Origin of the sequence: Novosphingobium aerophilum, from assembly GCF_014230305.1 — a bacterium.
GTDB lineage: Bacteria > Pseudomonadota > Alphaproteobacteria > Sphingomonadales > Sphingomonadaceae > Novosphingobium > Novosphingobium aerophilum.
On record NZ_JACLAU010000003.1, the window covers coordinates 158,657 to 177,104 of the forward strand.

Below are 18,448 nucleotides of genomic sequence, written 5' to 3' on the forward strand. Positions count from 1 at the left end.
ATTCGTTTAATCAGAACGATATGATCCATTCAATGCATTTTACGCACAACCGGCATCTCCCTAGGTCCGCCACCAGATGGACGTTTCGGGGGAATCTGATTGTGGAAAGCTTCATGCACGGGATTGCCGGGCTGCCGGTTGCGGTCGCCGCGTTGGTCGCATTCGCCCTGGGAGACCGGCGCGCCGCCCTGGCCGCGCGGCTGGCCCAGGCCGCTGCCGTGATCTCGCTGCTCGCGGCCTTGTCGCTCGCCGCCAGGCTGGACGCCGTGGCCGCCGTCATGCTGGTGCTGGTGACCTTCATCGGCTTTATCGTGGTCCGCTATTCTGACAGCTACCTGCGTGCCGAACCGGGCCAGGCGCGCTTCATCGGCTGGCTGTGCGCGACGCTCGCCAGCGTGATCCTGCTGGTCGCTGCGGGCTCTCTGCCGATCCTGGTCGCCGCGTGGATCGGGACCAGCCTGTTCCTGCACCGCCTGCTGCTGTTCTACCCGGACCGGCCGGGAGCGCAGCGGGCGGCGCGCAAGAAGTTCGTCACCGCCCGGATCGGCGATGCGGCCCTGATCGGTGCGGCGGCCTGCCTCTGGCTGGCCTATGGCGCCCTGGACATCCAGACGATCCTGGCCGGCGCCCGGGCGGGCGGCGGGGGCCAATGGGCCATCGCGGCGGCCACCCTGCTGGCGCTGGCGGCCATTCTGAAGTCGGCCCAGTTCCCGACCCATGGTTGGCTGACCGAGGTGATGGAAACGCCGACGCCGGTTTCGGCGCTGCTCCATGCCGGGGTGATCAATGCCGGTGGCTTCCTGCTCATCCGTTTCGCCGACGTCATGCTGCAGGCGCCGGGCGTTCTTGCCGCGCTGGTCATGCTTGGCGGCTTTACCGCGATCATCGGCGGATTGGTGATGCTGACCGAGCCGGCGGTCAAGACCTCGCTGGCCTGGTCAACCATCGCGCAGATGGGCTTCATGATCCTGCAGTGCGGGCTGGCCCTGTTCCCCCTCGCCCTGCTGCACATTGTCGCGCACTCGCTGTACAAGGCTCATGCCTTCCTCGGCGCGGGCGGCGCGGTCGAGCGGATCGCTGCGGCGCGGCGTCCCGGTCCGGTTGCAGTGCCCGCCCCGGGGGCCGTGCTGCGCGCCTTCGTGCTGGCCCTGGGGATCTACGCCGTGGTCGGCCTGGCATTCGGCGTGTGGACCAAGTCGCCCCAGGCCATTGCCCTGGGGGCAATCCTGATCTTCGGCACGGCCTACCTGATTGCCCAGGGGCTGGCCGATACCGCGCCACGGGCTCTCACCCGGGCCACGGCCTGCTATGCCCTGGCCGCCGCCCTCGCCTATTTCACCCTGCAGGCCGGAGCGACCTGGCTGCTGAGCGGCACGCTGCCGCCCACGCCTGCGCCGGGCCCGCTCGAATGGGCGCTGATCGTCCTGGCGGTCCTCAGCTTCGGCGGGGTCGCCGTGGCCCAGTCGATGTTCCCCCTGTGGGCTTACCATCCCGCCGCGGCCGGCCTGCGGGTCCACCTCGCCAATGGCCTCTACGCCAACGCCGTGTTTGACCGACTGCTGGACGGCTGGGCCAAGCCCCGCGCCGGCAACACCCTGGAGATCCGCTGATGACTGCCACGCTCATCCAAGCCATCGACAGCGCGATCCGCGCCATTCCCCCTGCCTGGCCGCTGGCCGCCACGGTCGCCGTCAATCCTTTCCTCGGCCAGACCGGGGAAGACCTCTCGACGGTGGGCGCGCGGCTCGCCCGGGTTGCGGGAACGCGGGTGACCATGCCGCGTGCGTGGTACGCCACGCAGATCGCCCAGGGCACCATCACCGATCAGGATCTCGACGCGGCGCTGGCGGCATCGGCAGCGCCGCGCAAGCCGGGCAGCACCGCAGCACTGCGAGCGGCGTTGCAGCAGGATCGCCCCGCACCTCGGGCCCTGCCCACGGTGGCCGATCTGGCGGCCGCAGCGAACGGCATTGATTGGCCGGGCATCATCAGCGACCGCATCGGCACCTGGGCGGCCGGGTGGTTCGACCAGGGGCAGGCCCTCTGGGCCGCCCCGCAAGCGGGATCGGCCTATGCCGCCTGGCGGGAATCGGCCCTGCGCGACCTGACCCCGGAAATCCTGGGCCTGCCCGGCTTCGCCCGCCACGTGGCCGGTGCGCCGGAGGATCCCACGGCGGCGATCGAGCGCGCGGTCACCCGGCTCGGGCTGAGCGGCGAGGCCCTGCCGACGGCCCTGCACCGCCTGCTGATGACCCTGGAGGGCTGGGCTCAGGCGGGCCGCTACAAGCTGTGGATGGCCGAGCTCGAGGGGGGTGACGATACGACCGCCCGCGATCTGCTGGCCATCCGGATCGTGTGGGAAGAAGCCCTGTACAACGCTCACGCCGCGACCATTGCCGAGGCCTGGGCCGCAGCTGTGGCTGCCCATGCCGCGCCGGTCGTGGCGGATGACGAGGACGTGATCGACGCGATCCTGCAGGAGGCGGCCGAGCGCGCCGGGCAAAGAACGCTGATCGCGCGCCTGGCCTCGCCCAGCCCGGCACCGGTCCCGCGGGATCGCCCGGTCCTTCAGGCGGCCTTCTGCATCGACGTGCGGTCCGAGGTCTTCCGGCGCGCCCTCGAGAGCATCGACCCGCGGGTCCAGACGCTTGGCTTCGCAGGCTTTTTCGGCCTGACTGCGGCGCACCGCCGCTTTGCCTCGGACACGGTTGAACTGCGGCTGCCCGTGCTGCTGAACCCGGGGGTCACCAGCCAGGCGGGCACCGACCAGGTCAGCGCCGCCGACGGGGCCGCCCGGGTCCGGTCGCGGGCCCACCGCGCCTGGGGCCGGTTCAAGCTGGCGGCGGTCTCGTCCTTCGCTTTCGTCGAGGCCACGGGGCCGGTCTACATCGCCAAGCTGCTGGGCGATTCCTTCACCCGCAAGCCGCTGCCCGCGCCCGCTGACCCGGCGCCCCGACTGACCCCGGGGCTGGACCTGCCCGCCCGGATCGATGCCGCCGAGACCATCCTGCGGGCCATGTCGCTCACCGGCACCTTTGCGCCGATCGTGCTGCTCGCCGGCCATGGTGCGAACGTGGTCAACAATCCTCATGCCAGCGCGCTGCACTGCGGGGCCTGCGGTGGTTACTCGGGCGAGGTCAATGCCAGGCTGGTGGCGGCGCTGATGAATGATGCCGAGGTGCGGGCCGGTCTGGGCGGTCGCGGCATCACCGTCCCGGACGATACCGTGTTTGTCGCGGCGCTGCACGATACCACCACCGATGCAGTGACGCTCTATGAACAGGATCTGGGCACCGCCATCGATCTGACCGAGGTGCGCCGCTGGCTCAGCCAGGCGGGAATGCTGGCGCGAACCGAGCGGGCCTTGCGGCTGCCCGGCGCGGCAACGGGCACCGGTCTGTCGGCGCGCAGCCGCGATTGGGCCGAGGTTCGCCCCGAGTGGGGGCTGGCCGGGTGCCAGGCCTTTATCGCCGCACCGCGATCGCGGACGATCGGCAGGACCTTCGCCGGCCGGGCCTTCCTCCACGACTATGAGTGGGAGATCGACCAGGGCTTCAAGGTGCTCGAACTGATCCTGACCGCCCCGGTCGTCGTCGCGAGCTGGATCAGTCTCCAGTACTATGGCTCAACCGTCGCTCCCGCCGTGTTCGGCGGCGGCAACAAGCTGATCCACAATGTCGTCGGCGGGCTGGGCGTGGTCGAGGGCAACGGCGGGGCCCTGCGGACGGGGCTGCCCTGGCAATCGGTGCACGACGGCACCGGCTATGCGCACGATCCGCTGCGGCTGACCGTGTGTGTGGAGGCTCCGCGCCAGGCGATCAGCGACATCCTGGCACGCCACCCCGGCGTTCGGGCACTGTTCGACAACCGCTGGCTGCATCTCTTCGTACTGGACGAACAGGGGCATGTGGCCTGGCGGTATGCGGGCGATCTCGAATGGACGGCCGAGCGGTCCACCGCGTCCGAACCGGTCGAGGATGCGCGTCTCGAACCGGTCGGCTGACCGCCTTGATCCGGCCTTTTGACCTTGCCGGCAAGACGGCGGTCATCGTGACCATGCACGGCAAGGAGCGGGTGATCGCCCCCGCCCTTGCCGCGCTTGGCCTGAGATTCCTGCCCTCGCCAGCCGTTGACACCGACCGCTTCGGCACCTTCACGCGGGACATCGGGCGCGCCGGCAACCAGACCGATGCCCTGCTGGCGAAGGCGCGGGCCGGGTTCGTCCTGGCGCCGCTGGCCGACTTCGCCGTGGCGAGCGAAGGCGCGTTTGGACCGCACCCGGAGATCCCGTTCATCGCGTCGAACCTCGAACTGGCAGGCATGGTCGAGCGGACCTCAGGCCAGGCGGTGATCGGGCGCCACCTCACCACCGACACCAATTTCAGGCAGGCCGAAGCCGGTTCCTGGGGAGAGGTTGAGGTCTTTGCCCAGGCCATCGGCTTTCCGGGCCATGCGCTGGTGGTGATGGGCAGCCGCGACGGGCCGGTCCTGGCCAAGGGCGTGACCGAGACCGATGCATTGAAAGCCCTGTGCCTCGCGCGGTTTGAGCTTGGCGCTCCGGTCTGGCTGGAGAGCGACATGCGGGCCCATGCCAACCCCACCAGGATGGATGCGGTTGCCGCCGCGACGGCCGATCTCGTCCGTCGTCTGCAGGCCCGCTGCCCCGCCTGCGCCTACCCTGATTGGACGCCCCGGACCGCCGCGGGCCGCCCCTGCGCATGGTGCAACGGCCCGACGAACGAAGCCTGGACCGAAGTCTATCTGTGCGGCGCCTGCGGCCACCGCGCCGAACAGCGCATCGCCCCCGATCGCAAGGCCGATCCCGGCCACTGCCCCTCTTGCAATCCCTGAAGCTGAAAGGACCTGGACGTGCCTGCCCTGACCCATCTCGATCGGCTTGAAGCCGAATCCCTGCACATCATGCGCGAGGTGGTCGCCGAGGCCGAGAACCCGGTGTTCCTCTATTCGGTGGGCAAGGACAGCTCCGTCATGCTGCATCTGGCTGCAAAGGCCTTCTACCCCGCGCCGCCACCCTTCCCCTTTCTGCACATCGAATCCGGTTGGGATTTCCAGGACCTCCTGAGGCACCGAGACCTGATGGCCCAGCGCTATGGGTTTGATCTGATCGTTGCGCGAAACGAGGATGCCGAACGGCAGGGGATCAATCCATTCGACACGCCGACGGGGCTCTATGCGCAAATGACGCTGATCGATCCGCTCAAGGCCGCGCTGGACCGCCACGGCTTCGATGCGGCCTTCGGCGGAGCCCGGCGGGACGAGGAAAAGGCGCGCGCGAAGGAGCGTATCTTCTCGTTCCGCTCGGCCACGCACGGCTGGGACCCGAAGAACCAGCGCCCCGAGCTCTGGAACCTCTACAATGCGAAAAAGGCCAAGGGCGAGACGATCCGCGTCTTCCCCATCTCCAACTGGACCGAGCTCGACATCTGGCAGTACATCCTGCGCGAGAACATCCCGATCGTCCCGCTGTACCTTGCCGCGGAACGGCCGACCATCGAACGGGACGGGATGCTGCTGGTCGTCGATGACGACCGCATGCGGCTCACCGCCAGCGACGTCATCATCCCGCGGCGCGTCCGGTTCCGGACGCTCGGTTGCTACCCGCTGACCGGCGCCACCGAGAGTTCGGCGCAGGATCTCAGCCAGGTGATCCAGGAGATGCTGCTCACCACAACCTCCGAGCGCCAGGGCCGGGCGGTCGATCATGATGAAGCGGCATCGATGGAAAAGAAGAAGCAGGCCGGCTACTTCTGATCGGCTGACGGCCCGTCCCGACCGGCCTTGCCGGCGCTCCCGCGTTGCACCCGATCCCCGGCCAGAACCCGTCGCTTGGGCCATGGCCGCGGATGGTCTGGCCCGAATGCGCTTGCGCGGATCACTCACACCGCCCATGCAGGACGCATGACCACGTCGATGACGATACACGGCGCAGCACGGACGGTCACCGGATCGTGTTTCGAACTGCGGACCGGCCCGTCGAAAGTGCTCATCGACTGCGGTCTGTTCCAGGGGTCGCGAACACTCGAGGCGCTGAATTACCAGGCCCTCGGCTTTGATCCCAAGTCGGTCGGTGCGGTGATCCTCAGTCATGCGCATATCGATCACAGCGGGCTGCTGCCGCGGCTGGTCGCCGAAGGCTTCAGCGGATCGATCTGGTGCACGCCGGAAACGGCCGATCTGCTCGAATTCATGCTCGCGGATTCCGGCCGCATCCAGGAGAACGAAGCAGACCGGCGCAACCGTCGCCGCGACCGGATCGGCGACGATGCGATCGAGCCGATCTATACGGAAGCCGATGCCATGGCGGCCTGGCGCCTGACCAAGCCCGTGCCGCTGGGCGAGTGGTTCGAGCCAGCCCCCGGGTTTCGAGCGCGCCTGTGGAACTCGGGACATATTCTTGGCGCCAGTTCGGTGGAGCTCGAAACCGGGGGCGTGCGCATGCTGTTTTCGGGCGATCTTGGCCCGGACAACAAGACCTTTCACCCCGCTCCGGCCGCCCCGGAAGCGCTCGATTACGTCATCTGCGAATCCACTTACGGCGACCGGCGCCGGGACAAGGTCTCGATCGAGCAACGCCGCACCCTGCTGGCCGAGGAAATCCGTGCGGCACGCGCACGCGAAGGCAATCTGGTCATTCCGGTGTTCGCCCTGGAACGCACCCAGGAACTGCTGCTCGACATCGCCACGCTGTGCGATCGCGGCGAAATCGGCAATGCGATGGTGTTCGTCGATTCCCCGCTGGCCAGCAAGGCGACCACGGTCTTCAGCAAGTATGCGGACAGGTTGGAGGATACCGGCGGCCGCAACGTCTTTGCGCACCCGGCGATCCGCTATGTGACCGATGTCGCGGAATCGATCCGGCTCAACTCCATGTCGGGCGCGATCATTCTGTCCGCTTCGGGGATGTGCGAAGCGGGACGGATCCGCCACCACCTGTTCTACAATCTGCCGCGTCGCGATTCGACAATCCTGTTCGTCGGCTTCCAGGCGGAAGGTTCGCTCGGTCGGATCATTCTGGACGGCGCGCAGCGCGTGAAGATTTCCGGGCGCGACGTGATGGTGCGTGCCCAGATCCGGCGGATCGACAGTTACTCGGCGCACGCCGACCAGGAGGAGTTGCTCGATTGGATCGCGCAGCGTGGGCCGATCAAGGGCAGCCTGTTCCTCAATCACGGGGAAGCTGGCGCCATCGAGGCCCTGAGCCAGCTCGCCAAGGCCCGCGACCTGGCCCCTTCGATCATCAATCCTGAAATCGGCGAGACCTACGATCTCGCCGCGGGTCTGCCCGCACGCCGCACCAGGGCCGGACGATCCGACCTGCAACAGGCGGTCGGTCGTGACTGGCAGAACAGCTATGCCGATCTCGCGGTCAACCTGAAGCGTCGGCTTGGCGACATCCGCGACCCCAAGGCACGCCAGGCCGCCATCGACGAGATGCGCCGGGTTCTGGACGACTTTGCCGCCCACGGTTCATCCCGCGGCAGTCAGGGCAACCATCGCTAGGCAGGGGTGGCAGGCATGAAGATCCGTCGCATCGGTATCGATACCTCCCCTGACAACACCGCCTTTCTGCTCCGCACGGGCAACGGATATTCGCCCGAGCAATTCCAGGCGCTGCGCAAGATCGAGATCGGCGACGGGTCGGTGACGATCCTTGCCACCCTGGCGCTGGTCGACGACACGGGGCTGTTGGGAAAAGGGGAGATCGGCCTGGGCGAGCAAGCCTTCCGGCGGCTGGGTCTGCCCGAAGGCACGAAGGTTTCGTTCCGCCAGGCGCCGGTCCCGCACAGCCTGGAGCACGTGCGCCGAAAAATCGACGGGGATTCGCTCGACGACAACGATATCCGCGAGATCATCGAGGATATTGCCGCCTTCCGTTATTCGCCGATGGAAATCGGCGCGTTCCTCGTCGCCTGCGCCAGCTTCATGACCACCCAGGAGACGCTGGCGCTGACCCGGGCGATGGCCGACGCCGGCCGCCGCATGCAATGGGCCGCCGACATCGTGGTCGACAAGCATTGCATCGGCGGCATACCGGGAAACCGGACCTCGATGATCGTGGTACCGATCATCGCCGCTCACGGGCTGACCATGCCCAAGACTTCGTCCCGGGCGATCACCTCCCCATCGGGCACGGCCGATACCATGGAGGTGCTCGCCTCGGTCGATCTGGCCGAAGACAAGCTGATCGCGGTGGTCGAGCAGGAGCACGCCGTGCTGGCCTGGGGCGGCAGGGTCAACCTGTCACCCGCCGATGACATCCTGATCACCGTCGAACGCCCGCTGCGCATTGACACCTTCGAGCAGATGGTGGCCTCGATCCTCTCGAAGAAGATCGCGGCGGGATCGACGCACCTGGTGGTCGATATTCCCATCGGGCCGACGGCCAAGGTGCGGTCCCAGCGCGAGGCCATCCGCCTGCGCAAGCTGTTCGAATATGTCGGGCACAAGCTGGGCCTGGTCCTGGACGTGGTGTTCACCGACGGCACCCAGCCGATCGGACGCGGGATCGGTCCCGTCCTCGAGGCGCGCGATGTCATGGCGGTGCTGCGCAACGATGCCGATGCTCCCGCCGATCTGCGGGAACGCTCGGTGACGCTCGCCGGCCGCATCCTCGAATTCGATCCAGCTCTGGTGGGAGGTCGCGGCTATGCCCGGGCAATGGAATTGCTGGGCTCCGGACAGGCACTGGCCGCGATGGAGCGGCTGATCGACGCCCAGGGGCGGCGCAAGGAGGTCCTCAAACCGGGCGAATTCCATCATGAGATCTGCGCACCCCACGAAGGTGTGGTGACCATGATCGACTGCCACGTGATCGCGCGGATCGCCCGGCTGGCCGGCGCCCCGATGGACAAGGGAGCGGGCATCGATCTGCTGCGGAAGGTCGGCGAACGGGTGCGGGCCGATGAACCCCTCTATCGCATCCATGCCCATTCCGAGGATGGGCTGGGCTACGCCAGCGAACTGGCCCTGGCCACTTCGGGCTATCTGGTCACGCCATGACCGCGGCGCTGTTCGCCTTTACCGAGCAGCGCCAAGCGGCGGAGCGGCTTGGTCGCCTCTGCCGCCTGCCGGTCAAGCCCGTGGAAGCCCGCCGTTTTCCGGATGGCGAAAGCCTGGTGCGGGTCGAGGCACAGGCGCGGACCGCGCTGCTCTATGCTTCGCTGGACCATCCCAACCCGCGGATCGTCGAACTGCTGCTGGCCGCGTCGGCCCTGCGCGACCAGGGGTGTGAAAGGGTGATGCTGATCGCGCCCTATCTGGCCTACATGCGGCAGGACATGGCCTTCCATCCGGGAGAAGCCGTCAGCCAGCGCGTGATCGGCCGGCTGCTGGCCGGCTGGTTTGACGGGGTCATGACCGTTGATCCGCATCTTCACCGTATCGCACGGCTTGACGAGGTGATCCGCGGCATTCCCGCCATCTCCCTGTCCGCCGCTCCCGTTCTGGCCGCAGCGATCGGCAAGGCCCCCGATCCGCGCACCATCCTGGTCGGGCCGGACAGCGAATCGCGCCCATGGGTGGAAAGCATGGCGCATCCCCTGGGCCTGGACGTGCTGATCGGCGAAAAGGTCCGCAAGGGAGACCGCGACGTGGTCTTGCGGGTTCCCGGGCTCGCCGCGGTGGAAGGCAGGCCAGTCGTGCTGGTCGACGACCTGATCTCGAGCGGGACAACCCTGCTGGCCTGCGCGCAGCTCCTGCGCGAGGCGGGTGCCACCAGCATCGAGGCGCTGGCCACTCACGTGCTGGCAGCGGACGCCGACCTCGACAGGCTGGCCGCTGGCGGCATTTCCCGCATCCGGGCGACCGATTCCGTGGCGAGCCGGGTGGCCTCGATCGCTCTCGCCCCCGTCCTCGGCCAAGCGGTGCGCGATGCCGGCTGGCTGGCCTAGGATGATGTCGGCACCCCGGTCCGGGCCACGACGCAGGCTGGCATGGTGAGCCCGGTCAGCCCCGGGCGCAGCGGGCTGTCATCCCGCGAAGCCGCCGAACGGCTGGCCCGTGACGGCGCCAACGAATTGCCGCGGACCGGTCGGCGCTCGATCCCGGGCATTGTCGGCGAGGTGCTGCGGGAGCCCATGCTGGCCCTCCTGCTGGCGGGCGGGGTTGCCTATCTGCTGCTTGGCGATCGGGCGGAGGCTCTGATCCTGCTCGCCTTTGCGACATTTTCGGTGGTCGTGACGGTCGTTCAGGAAACACGCACCGAACACGTGCTCGAGGCCCTGCGCGACCTTTCGGCACCGCGTGCGCTGGTCATCCGCGACGGTGCGCGTATGCGGATCGCCGGTCGCGAGGTGGTGCGCGACGATCTGGTCGTGCTTGAGCAGGGGGATCGCGTCCCGGCGGACGGGGTGCTGATCTCCGGTGCGGACCTGCAGGTCGACGAATCCCTGCTCACCGGGGAAGCGCTGCCGGTCGACAAGGCGGCACCCGCCGCCGATGCCCCGCTGGCTGCCCCAAGACCCGGGGGAGATGGCCAGCCCTTCGTCTATGCCGGTTCGCTGGTCACGCGCGGAAGCGGCATCGCCCGGGTGACCGCAACCGGTCCGCGCAGCGAATTCGGCCGCATCGGCCAGTCCCTGGCGACACTTGACAGCGAAGCCCCGCGCCTGCGCACCGAGACCACGCGGATCGTGGCCTGGTGCGCGCTGGGCGGCGGGACGGTCGCACTGCTGGTCGTGCTGCTGTACGGGCTGCTGCGCGGCGGGTGGATCGAGGCAGTGCTGGCCGGAATCGCCATCGGCATGTCGATGCTGCCCGAGGAGTTCCCGGTCGTGCTGACGGTATTCCTCGCCATGGGAGCCCGGCGCATCGGCAAGGTGCGGGTGCTGACCCGGCGCGCCGCGGCGATCGAGGCTCTGGGTTCGGCCACGGTGCTGTGCAGCGACAAGACCGGCACCCTGACCGAAAACCGCATGGCGGTCACCGAACTGTGGCTGCCTTCGGGTGACCACCATGTGATCGCGGGCGATGCGTCGATCCCCGAAGCCTTTCACGCCCTGGTCGAGACCGCGGCGCTGGCCAGCGCGGTCGAACCGACCGACCCGATGGAGATCGCCCTGCACGGCGCCCATGGTGCGGCGCGCGGGACAGTGCTGTCCGGCGATAGGCTGGCGCACGCCTATGCCCTGCGCCCCGATCTGCTGGCGATGTCGAATGTCTGGGCAGATGGCGAGACGCTCACACTCACCGCGAAAGGCGCGCCGGAGGCCATTGCCGGGCTGTGCCATCTCTCGCCGCCGAACCATGCGGCCATGACCAGGGCGGTCGAAGCCATGGCCGGGCGCGGCATTCGCGTCCTGGCGGTGGCAACGGCCCTGCTGCACGACCGCAACTGGGCAGCAAGCCAGCACGATTACCACCTCACGCTGACCGGGCTGGTCGGGCTGGCCGATCCGATCCGGCCCGGCGTTCCGGCGGCTGTCGCGCAGTGCCGGGCGGCGGGAATCCGGGTGGTCATGATCACCGGCGACTATGCGGCTACCGCGCGCGCGATCGCGAGCCAGGCCGGGATTGCCCAAGGCGAGGTGCTGACCGGAACCGAGCTGGCCATGCTGGACGATGCCCGGCTGGCCGACCGTCTGAAAACGGTCACTGTCTTCGCCCGCATCATGCCCGAGCAGAAGCTGCGGATCGTCCAGGCCTTCAAGGCCAAAGGGGACATCGTCGCCATGACCGGTGACGGCGTGAACGATGCGCCATCCCTGAAGGCCGCGAACATCGGCATCGCCATGGGCCGGCGCGGCACGGACGTGGCCCGCGAGGCTTCCGCCATCGTCCTGCTCGATGACGATTTCGCCTCAATCGTCGCATCGATCAGGCTGGGTCGGCGCATCTATGACAACCTTCGCAAGGCCATGGCGTTCATCTTCGCGGTTCACGTGCCGATTGCCGGTCTGGCGTTGCTGCCCCTGCTGCTGGGCCTGCCGATCCTGTTCGGCCCGATCCATATCGCCCTGCTCGAAATGGTCATCGATCCCGTTAGCGCCCTGGTGTTTGAAGCCGAGCGCGAAGAGGAGAACGTGATGCACCGACCGCCCCGAGACCCCCATGACGCCCTGTTTTCGATGCCGATGATCGTGTGGAGCGTGTTCCAGGGCGTGCTGGCCTGCTTGCTCCTGGCCGCTGTTTTCGTGATCCAAGGCTGGGCGGGCATGCCCGAAACCGAACTGCGCGCGCTCATGTTCTTCGCGCTGCTCGCGGAAATCGGCGCGCTCATTCTCGTCAACCGGTCCTTCAGCGCGTCGCTGCGCCAGGCGCTGTTCCGGCACAATGCAGCCTTGCGCTATGTGGGCCTGGCGATCATCGGCGTCGGCGCGCTGATCCTTGGCATTCCGCCGATCCAGGCCCTGCTCAAATTCGGATCGATCGCAGGGCAGGACCTGGCGGTCGGCGCGGGGCTGGGTCTGGCCCTGCTGGTGATCCTGGAACGCTGCAAACCGCTGATCCAGCGCTGCCAGCTCCGCCTCCCACCAACCGGACAAGACCGCGGGACGGTTGCATGATGCGCCCACCTACCCTCGCCAGCCTGCCGCTTGCGCGGGTGTCGGCCTTGCTGCTGCTGACGCTCGCCTCGCTGGCCTTCGTCTGGCTCGTTACGCCGTTCGCCGGCGCCATCCTGTGGGCGGTGATCGCGACGATCCTGTTCGAACCGCTCTATGCGCGTGTGCTGGGGGCCATGCCGCGCCATCGCAACCGTGCGGCCCTCGTCACGCTCCTCACCATTGTCGTCGCCATCGTGGTGCCCGCGATCCTGCTTGGTGCGGCGCTGATCGAGGAGGCCACCAACCTCTATGCCCGCCTCCGGCGCGGCGACAGCGATGTCGGACGGATCCTGATCGAGGCCCAGGCGCACCTGCCCGCCTGGCTGCGCGAGTGGCTGGCGGAAGCCGGACTGAGCAACCCGGGCGATTGGCAAAGCCAACTTGGCCTGGGCTTGTCACGCAGTGTCCAGACCGTGGCGACTCAGCTCCTGTCGATCGGACAGGGCACGCTGGGCTTGGTCCTCGCGCTTGGCGTGATGCTGTACCTGACATTCTTCCTGTTGCGGGACGGACGGGCCCTGGCCGGGCGGATCGAACGCGCCATACCCTTGCCTCCGCGCCAACGCGCCTTGCTGATGGCCAAGTTCGTTGCGGTCATCCGCGCGACCGTAAAGGGCAGCCTGGTGGTCGCCGTCCTGCAGGGGCTGATCGGTGGCATCATTTTCTGGCTGCTGGGCATCCCGGGCGCGCTGCTGTGGGGCGCCGCGATGGGAGTCTTCTCGCTTTTCCCGGCGATCGGGACCGGCATAGTCTGGGTCCCCGTGGCCCTTTACCTGCTGATCACCGGCGCGATCGGGCAGGCCGCCGTTCTGGGTGTGTGCGGCCTGTTCGTGATCGGGACCGTCGACAATATCGTTCGTCCCGTGCTGGTCGGGCACGATGCGCGCATGCCCGACTATGTTGTGCTCATCGCGACGCTCAGCGGTTTCGAGCTGATGGGCTTCAACGGCTTTATCATCGGCCCGATGATCGCCGGTCTGTTCATCGCGATGTGGGAGGCGGTCGATCCCGCGCTGGAATCCGATGATGCCCTGCCGGCGGACCTTGCGACTGGCGACGACCAAACCCCATGAACCCCAATCCGCCGGGCCCTATCGCGGGTTCGCCCCGGGCTGGGCTCTGCCTGACCCACGACCGGGCGATGCCGACCAGAGCGGCGCGCAGTCCGTTGGAGGACCCGCCGATCGAAGTCCACGTCCTCATCCCATGCCGGCGGTTGCCCTAAGCGACGATCAGCGCCCTGCCCCCACTCAGCGTTGCGCCTGCGATACAGCTCCCGAGAGCGTGCTTGAGCAGGCTAGTTTTGCCATACCCGTTCAAAGAGATGGCTGACCGCCAGTCGGTGAGGAAAGCCGAGGCATGGGGGTATCGCTCTTTGGCGCTACTCCGCGAAGACACCCCCAACACACCCCGACCCCAAACCTGGGTAAGCGGTGTCCTCAGACCACGGTGGTCCAGGGCATGAGCTTGCCGACGGCGTTGGCCGGGTGACCCGCGGCGAGCCTGGAGAGAGTCTCGGCCAGCCAGGCATGCGGGTTGATGCCGTGGATTTTGCAGTTCTCGATCAGCGTGGCGATCACCGCCCAGTTGTCGCCACCCTCGTCAGAGCCGGCGAACAGGGCGTTCTTGCGATTGAGGGCCAGCGGCCGGATCGACCGCTCGACGGTGTTGCTGTCCAGCTCGACACGGCCATCGTCGAGGAACAGCGACAGCCCCGGCCAGCGGGTCAGCGCGTAGCGGATGGCATCGGCGAGCTTGCTCTTGGCACTGACCTGCCGGAGCCGTGCCTCGAGGTAGATATGCAGGTCATCGACGATGACGCGGGCCTGTTCGGCACGCGCGGCGCGGCGCTGCTCCACCGAGGTGCCGCGAACCTGCTCCTCGATCGCGTAGAGCTTGGCGATCCGGCGTAACACCTCGGTCGCGACCGGCGAGTTGTCTGCCAGCTCATAGAACTTGCGCCTCACGTGCGACCAGCAGAAGGCGAGACTCACCTGCTGCCGGCGTTTGGCCAAGGCGGCATAGCCGCCAAAGCCATCGACCTGCAGTATGCCGGCGAAGTCACCGAGATGGGCTTCGGCGCGCTCGCCCTTGCGGTCAGCGGCGTAGACATAGGCTACCATCGGCGGATCTTCGCCGCCCCATGATCGATCGTCCCTGGCATAGGCCCAGAGCTGGCCGGTCTTGGTCCGGCCGCGCCCAGGATCGAGCACTGGCGCCGTGGTCTCGTCGGCGAACAGTCGCTCGGATCGTCGCAATCGCTCCAGGATGTGATCGCGCAAGGGGCGCAGGTACCAGGCTGCCCGGCCAACCCAGTCCGCCAGGGTCGAGCGGTCGAGCTGGATACCCTGGCGGGCGTAGATCTGGGTCTGACGATATAGCGGCAGGTGATCGGCGTACTTGGCGACCAACACCTGCGCGATCAGAGCCTCGGTGGGGATGCCGCCCTCGACGATCCGCGCCGGTGCCGGCGCCTGGACGATCGCGCCCTCGCACGAGCGGCAGCCATAGCGCGGGCGGCGCGTGACCAGCACGCGGAAGGTGGTCGGCACGACATCAAGGCGCTCAGCCACGTCCTCACCGATCTGGTGGAGGGCGCCGCCACAGCAGGGGCAGGCCTTATCCTCGATATCGACAACCTGTTCGATCCGCTCCAGGTGAGCAGGCAGCGAGCCGCGGTTGGCCTTGCGCGGGCGATCCGCAGACCCCTTGCTTGCCTTGGCCACAGCGTGCTGGGCCTCGGCCAAGGCTGTCTCGACCTTCTCCAGGGCAAGCTCGAACTGATCGGGATCGAGTTGCTCGGACCGGCGGCCGAACCGGTGCCGCTGCAGGGCCTCGATGATCGCCTTGAGGCGTTCGACCTCTGCCTGGAAAACCTTCAGCGCATCAAGCTCGCGGGCCTGCTCGAGGACAAGCGCACGGAGCGCTTCGACGTCGCTGGGAAGGTCCGCTTCCATGAGCATGGGAGGAGTGAATCAGCCGCAGGGACCCCCGTCAACCGGCAATCTGCGGGGCGATCGGGCGGCGTCCACCATGGACCCGGCGCCAATCCAGACCCTCCAGCAAGGCACCCAACTGCGCCGCCGTCAGCCGCATCACGCCGTCCTGGATCGCCGGCCACTTGAACCCGCCGGACTCCAGCCTCTTGGCCATCAGGCACAGTCCCGTGCCATCCCACCAGACGAGCTTGATCCGGTCACTGCGCTTGGCCCGGAACACGTAGATCACGCCTGAATAGGGATCACCGCCGTACTCGGCGCCGACCAGGGCGGCCAGCGCGTCGGGTCCCTTGCGGTTATGTGGTGCACCACATAACCGCAACTATGCGGCGACCATGATTATGCGGGGTTGGGGACGCTGGTGGGCGAATTTCCGGCCTTACGGCGTCGATCAACTCCGCATAACAATGACCTATCCGGAAGCTGCCAGCATCGCGATCAGCTTATCCGGCGGGCGGAATTTGCCGGGCTTTATGCCGAGCGGCGCCAAGGCGTCGAGCATCTCGAGTTTTTCGGTCGGGTCCGCACGCAGGTAGATCTCTGTGCTTTGGAGTGTGGCATGGCCGAGCCAAAGCGCTACTTTGCGAATGTCGCGTGTCGCCTGAAGCATGTGCATGGCGCAGCTGTGCCGCAGTACATGGGGTGATATCGACTTCGTCGCCAGCGTGGGCGCAACGCTGACTGCGGTCGCGGCGTGCTTTTCGAGGATGTATTCGAAGCCGGCGCGCGTCATCATCCGACCGGCGTTGTTCAGGAAAAGCGCCGTGTCGCCATCCTTCGGTCTGATCGCGACCCAGGCCCGGATCGCGGCTGCGGTCTCCTGCCAGAGCGGGAGCACGCGCTCCCTCCGTCCCTTCCCGATAACGTGGATGCTGGCCGGCGCCCTTCCGTCGAACTGGTCGAGGGGGAGACTGACAAGTTCGGAAACGCGCAGCCCGCCGGCGAAGGCAAGATGCAGCATGGCTCGATCGCGAATGCCCGAAGGTGTCCGCCGATCCGGCGCGTCGAGCAGCGCTTGCACTTCGATGCGTGAAAGTGAAGCGACGAGCGCTTCGTCGATCTTCTTCATTGGAATGGCGTGCATCCGAAGGGCCTGATCGAGAACCGCTGGGACGCGATGCTCGAGATAGCGGAAGAAGGACTTCACGGCGGCCAGGCGGGCGTTGCGCGATCGGGCTTTGTTGCCCCGCACCTCCTCGACGTGTTCAAGGAAGGCAAGGATCATTGGCACGTCGAGATCTTCGATCTGCAGCAGGCAGGGCCTCTTGTGCAATCGTCGCGCGGCGAACGTCACTAGCAGCTGGAAGCTGTAGGCATAGGCATCGCAGGTATGAACGCTGGCGCGTCGTTCGCGGGGAAGATGTTCGCGAAGGAAGGAGGTAAGGTGTGGGGAGAGCTGGGTCATGCCGCCTCTCCCCGATGCAAGGCCTCGCCGGCCGCCGCCATGTGGGCCATCAACTCCGGTGTTGCCTGGAGATACCAGTACGTATCGGTCACATGGGCGTGCCCCAGATAGGTGCTCAAGGCGGTGATATGGCGTGCCACCGCCTTGGCATCGTGCGCGCAACGTTCGAGAGATCGGACGGCGAACGTGTGACGCAGATCGTGAATCCGCGGCCCTCGCGATCCTGGACCGCCGCGCAAGCCGATCGATCGAACGACTTGCAGGAAGACGGTTATCACTGTCGGATAGGCGAGCGGCGTTCCTTGATGCGAAATGAAAAGTGCATCGCTCAGACTTGCTTCCTTCAGGCGAGTTGCGAGATATCCGTCCAAGGCGTGTCGGGTCGTCGGGTGGAGCGGCAACAACCGGCTCTTCTTGAACTTGGTCTGGGCTATGATCAGCCCATCGTCGGTCACGTCCGGCAGCCGAATGGCGAGCGCCTCGGAAACGCGCATGCCGGTGGTCGCGATCAGCCCGAACATCGTGGCGTAGGTGAGCGGTCGGATCGAACCATCGGGACCAAGGCGATGCGCGGCATCGATCAGCCGGCGGATATCCCCGGGATCGTAGATATAGGGTGCGCGGCGCCGATGACTGGCGCGGCCGAAGAGGTCCGCCGATGGCACCTCATGGCGCGGATCTTCCGCGTGCAACGCGATCGCGAATCGGCGCACCGTCAGCAGGCGGTTACGTCGTTGTTCGGGCGATGGCGCCTGCAGTGCCCACTCGCGCACGGTCTCCGTCGTTACGACACACTCACCGCGCCGCTCGGCGAAGGTGACGAAGTTGCGCAACAGGATGCCGGGTGTCCGGAACTTGAATCCCAGCGCGCGGTGCAGCGCTGCATGATCGGCGAGGAGTTGGCTCAGCATGCCGGTTCTCCCGGCCAGGGCTGGGCAATCTGCTCCAGCATCGCAATGTCGACCTTGGCGTAATGCGCGGTCATATCGAGCGAACGATGACGCAACACCGTGCCGACAGCCTCCAGCGTGGCGCCCGAACGCAGCATCGAGGTCGCCGCAGAGTGGCGCAGCAGGCTGGCTCCAGTCGATGGAGCATCGGAAATGCCCGCACGCTTCAGCGCCAGCGCTACGATCGTGGAAACATGGCTGGACTGCGCAAATGACCGGTAGGGCGCGACCATCATGAGAAAGACGGCATCCTGACCGACGCGCGGTCGTTCCTGCTCGATGTAGGCGAGAAGCGCATCGCCGACATCCTGCGGCAACGGCAGTCGAACCTGGCGTCGCGCTTTGCCGCTCAAGCGGAGCATACCAGACGTCCAGTCGATATCGCTCAGTTTGAGCCCCGCGACAGGCCCCTGGTAGCGGAGGAGGGATAGCTTTAGGGGATATAAGGTGTTGTTTCTATAAAACAATAAATCGATCTCAACCGACAAAACCCCCACTGACACCCCCAGCCTCGGGCCTTTACGATATACT

14 protein-coding genes are annotated in these 18,448 nt (G+C 67.1%); 9 read left to right on the forward strand and 5 right to left on the reverse strand.

What is annotated here, in order from left to right:
• Nucleotides 1-113: 113 nt before the first annotated feature.
• From H7F49_RS04170 to H7F49_RS04210, 9 genes are all read left to right on the forward strand, one after another.
• Nucleotides 114-1,610 (forward strand): proton-conducting transporter transmembrane domain-containing protein, encoded by a 1,497-nt coding sequence (locus tag H7F49_RS04170; protein WP_185682359.1) that lies wholly within the window; start codon nt 114-116, stop codon nt 1,608-1,610.
• Entirely contained in the window at nt 1,610-4,003 is a 2,394-nt protein-coding gene (locus tag H7F49_RS04175; protein ID WP_185682306.1) for a YbcC family protein, read from the forward strand. Before H7F49_RS04170 ends, H7F49_RS04175 begins: the two co-directional genes overlap by 1 nt.
• Before the next feature lie 5 nt (nt 4,004-4,008).
• Nucleotides 4,009-4,851 (forward strand): DUF6671 family protein, encoded by an 843-nt coding sequence (locus H7F49_RS04180; RefSeq protein ID WP_185682307.1) that lies wholly within the window; start codon nt 4,009-4,011, stop codon nt 4,849-4,851.
• A gap of 69 nt (nt 4,852-4,920) precedes the next feature.
• Nucleotides 4,921-5,772: a sulfate adenylyltransferase subunit CysD gene (gene cysD, locus H7F49_RS04185; RefSeq protein ID WP_214647651.1), complete on the forward strand. Its 852-nt coding sequence runs from the start codon at nt 4,921-4,923 to the stop codon at nt 5,770-5,772.
• Nucleotides 5,773-5,919: 147 nt separating this feature from the next.
• Nucleotides 5,920-7,521: an MBL fold metallo-hydrolase gene (locus tag H7F49_RS04190; protein WP_185682309.1), complete on the forward strand. Its 1,602-nt coding sequence runs from the start codon at nt 5,920-5,922 to the stop codon at nt 7,519-7,521.
• A gap of 15 nt (nt 7,522-7,536) precedes the next feature.
• Nucleotides 7,537-9,021, forward strand: coding sequence for a thymidine phosphorylase family protein (locus tag H7F49_RS04195; RefSeq protein ID WP_185682310.1), 1,485 nt, complete (start codon nt 7,537-7,539; stop codon nt 9,019-9,021).
• The gene (locus H7F49_RS04200; RefSeq protein ID WP_185682311.1) at nt 9,018-9,911 is read left to right on the forward strand and encodes a ribose-phosphate diphosphokinase; all 894 of its coding nucleotides are present in this window, start codon (nt 9,018-9,020) and stop codon (nt 9,909-9,911) included. The genes H7F49_RS04195 and H7F49_RS04200 overlap by 4 nt, the downstream gene beginning before the upstream one ends.
• Before the next feature lie 45 nt (nt 9,912-9,956).
• Entirely contained in the window at nt 9,957-12,524 is a 2,568-nt protein-coding gene (locus H7F49_RS04205; protein WP_328806509.1) for a cation-translocating P-type ATPase, read from the forward strand.
• Nucleotides 12,521-13,636: an AI-2E family transporter gene (locus H7F49_RS04210; protein WP_185682313.1), complete on the forward strand. Its 1,116-nt coding sequence runs from the start codon at nt 12,521-12,523 to the stop codon at nt 13,634-13,636. The genes H7F49_RS04205 and H7F49_RS04210 overlap by 4 nt, the downstream gene beginning before the upstream one ends.
• 366 nt (nt 13,637-14,002) lie before the next feature.
• Here H7F49_RS04210 and tnpC read toward each other — a convergent pair whose 3' ends face one another.
• From tnpC to H7F49_RS04235, 5 genes are all read right to left on the reverse strand, one after another.
• The gene (tnpC, locus tag H7F49_RS04215) at nt 14,003-15,526 is read right to left on the reverse strand and encodes an IS66 family transposase (RefSeq protein WP_185682314.1); all 1,524 of its coding nucleotides are present in this window, start codon (nt 15,524-15,526) and stop codon (nt 14,003-14,005) included.
• 31 nt (nt 15,527-15,557) lie between these two features.
• Nucleotides 15,558-15,884, reverse strand: coding sequence for an IS66 family insertion sequence element accessory protein TnpB (tnpB, locus tag H7F49_RS04220; protein WP_185682315.1), 327 nt, complete (start codon nt 15,882-15,884; stop codon nt 15,558-15,560).
• A gap of 90 nt (nt 15,885-15,974) precedes the next feature.
• Nucleotides 15,975-16,967, reverse strand: coding sequence for a tyrosine-type recombinase/integrase (locus tag H7F49_RS04225; RefSeq protein ID WP_185682316.1), 993 nt, complete (start codon nt 16,965-16,967; stop codon nt 15,975-15,977).
• Nucleotides 16,964-17,878: a tyrosine-type recombinase/integrase gene (locus H7F49_RS04230; protein ID WP_185682317.1), complete on the reverse strand. Its 915-nt coding sequence runs from the start codon at nt 17,876-17,878 to the stop codon at nt 16,964-16,966. The genes H7F49_RS04225 and H7F49_RS04230 overlap by 4 nt, the downstream gene beginning before the upstream one ends.
• Nucleotides 17,872-18,405, reverse strand: a complete 534-nt coding sequence (locus H7F49_RS04235) for a tyrosine-type recombinase/integrase (RefSeq protein ID WP_235981795.1) — start codon at nt 18,403-18,405, stop codon at nt 17,872-17,874. The genes H7F49_RS04230 and H7F49_RS04235 overlap by 7 nt, the downstream gene beginning before the upstream one ends.
• Nucleotides 18,406-18,448: the final 43 nt, after the last annotated feature.

Excerpts from the sequence above, each read along its gene's own strand:
- H7F49_RS04170 (WP_185682359.1), top strand. The coding sequence starts at position 114 with ATGCACGGGATTGCCGGGCTGCCGGTTGCGGTCGCCGCGTTGGTCGCA.
- H7F49_RS04195 (WP_185682310.1), top strand. The coding sequence starts at position 7,537 with ATGAAGATCCGTCGCATCGGTATCGATACCTCCCCTGACAACACCGCC.
- H7F49_RS04190 (WP_185682309.1), top strand. The coding sequence starts at position 5,920 with ATGACCACGTCGATGACGATACACGGCGCAGCACGGACGGTCACCGGA.
- tnpC (WP_185682314.1), bottom strand. The coding sequence starts at position 15,526 with ATGCTCATGGAAGCGGACCTTCCCAGCGACGTCGAAGCGCTCCGTGCG.
- H7F49_RS04230 (WP_185682317.1), bottom strand. The coding sequence starts at position 17,878 with ATGCTGAGCCAACTCCTCGCCGATCATGCAGCGCTGCACCGCGCGCTG.
- H7F49_RS04200 (WP_185682311.1), top strand. The coding sequence starts at position 9,018 with ATGACCGCGGCGCTGTTCGCCTTTACCGAGCAGCGCCAAGCGGCGGAG.
- H7F49_RS04175 (WP_185682306.1), top strand. The coding sequence starts at position 1,610 with ATGACTGCCACGCTCATCCAAGCCATCGACAGCGCGATCCGCGCCATT.
- H7F49_RS04225 (WP_185682316.1), bottom strand. The coding sequence starts at position 16,967 with ATGACCCAGCTCTCCCCACACCTTACCTCCTTCCTTCGCGAACATCTT.
- cysD (WP_214647651.1), top strand. The coding sequence starts at position 4,921 with ATGCGCGAGGTGGTCGCCGAGGCCGAGAACCCGGTGTTCCTCTATTCG.
- H7F49_RS04210 (WP_185682313.1), top strand. The coding sequence starts at position 12,521 with ATGATGCGCCCACCTACCCTCGCCAGCCTGCCGCTTGCGCGGGTGTCG.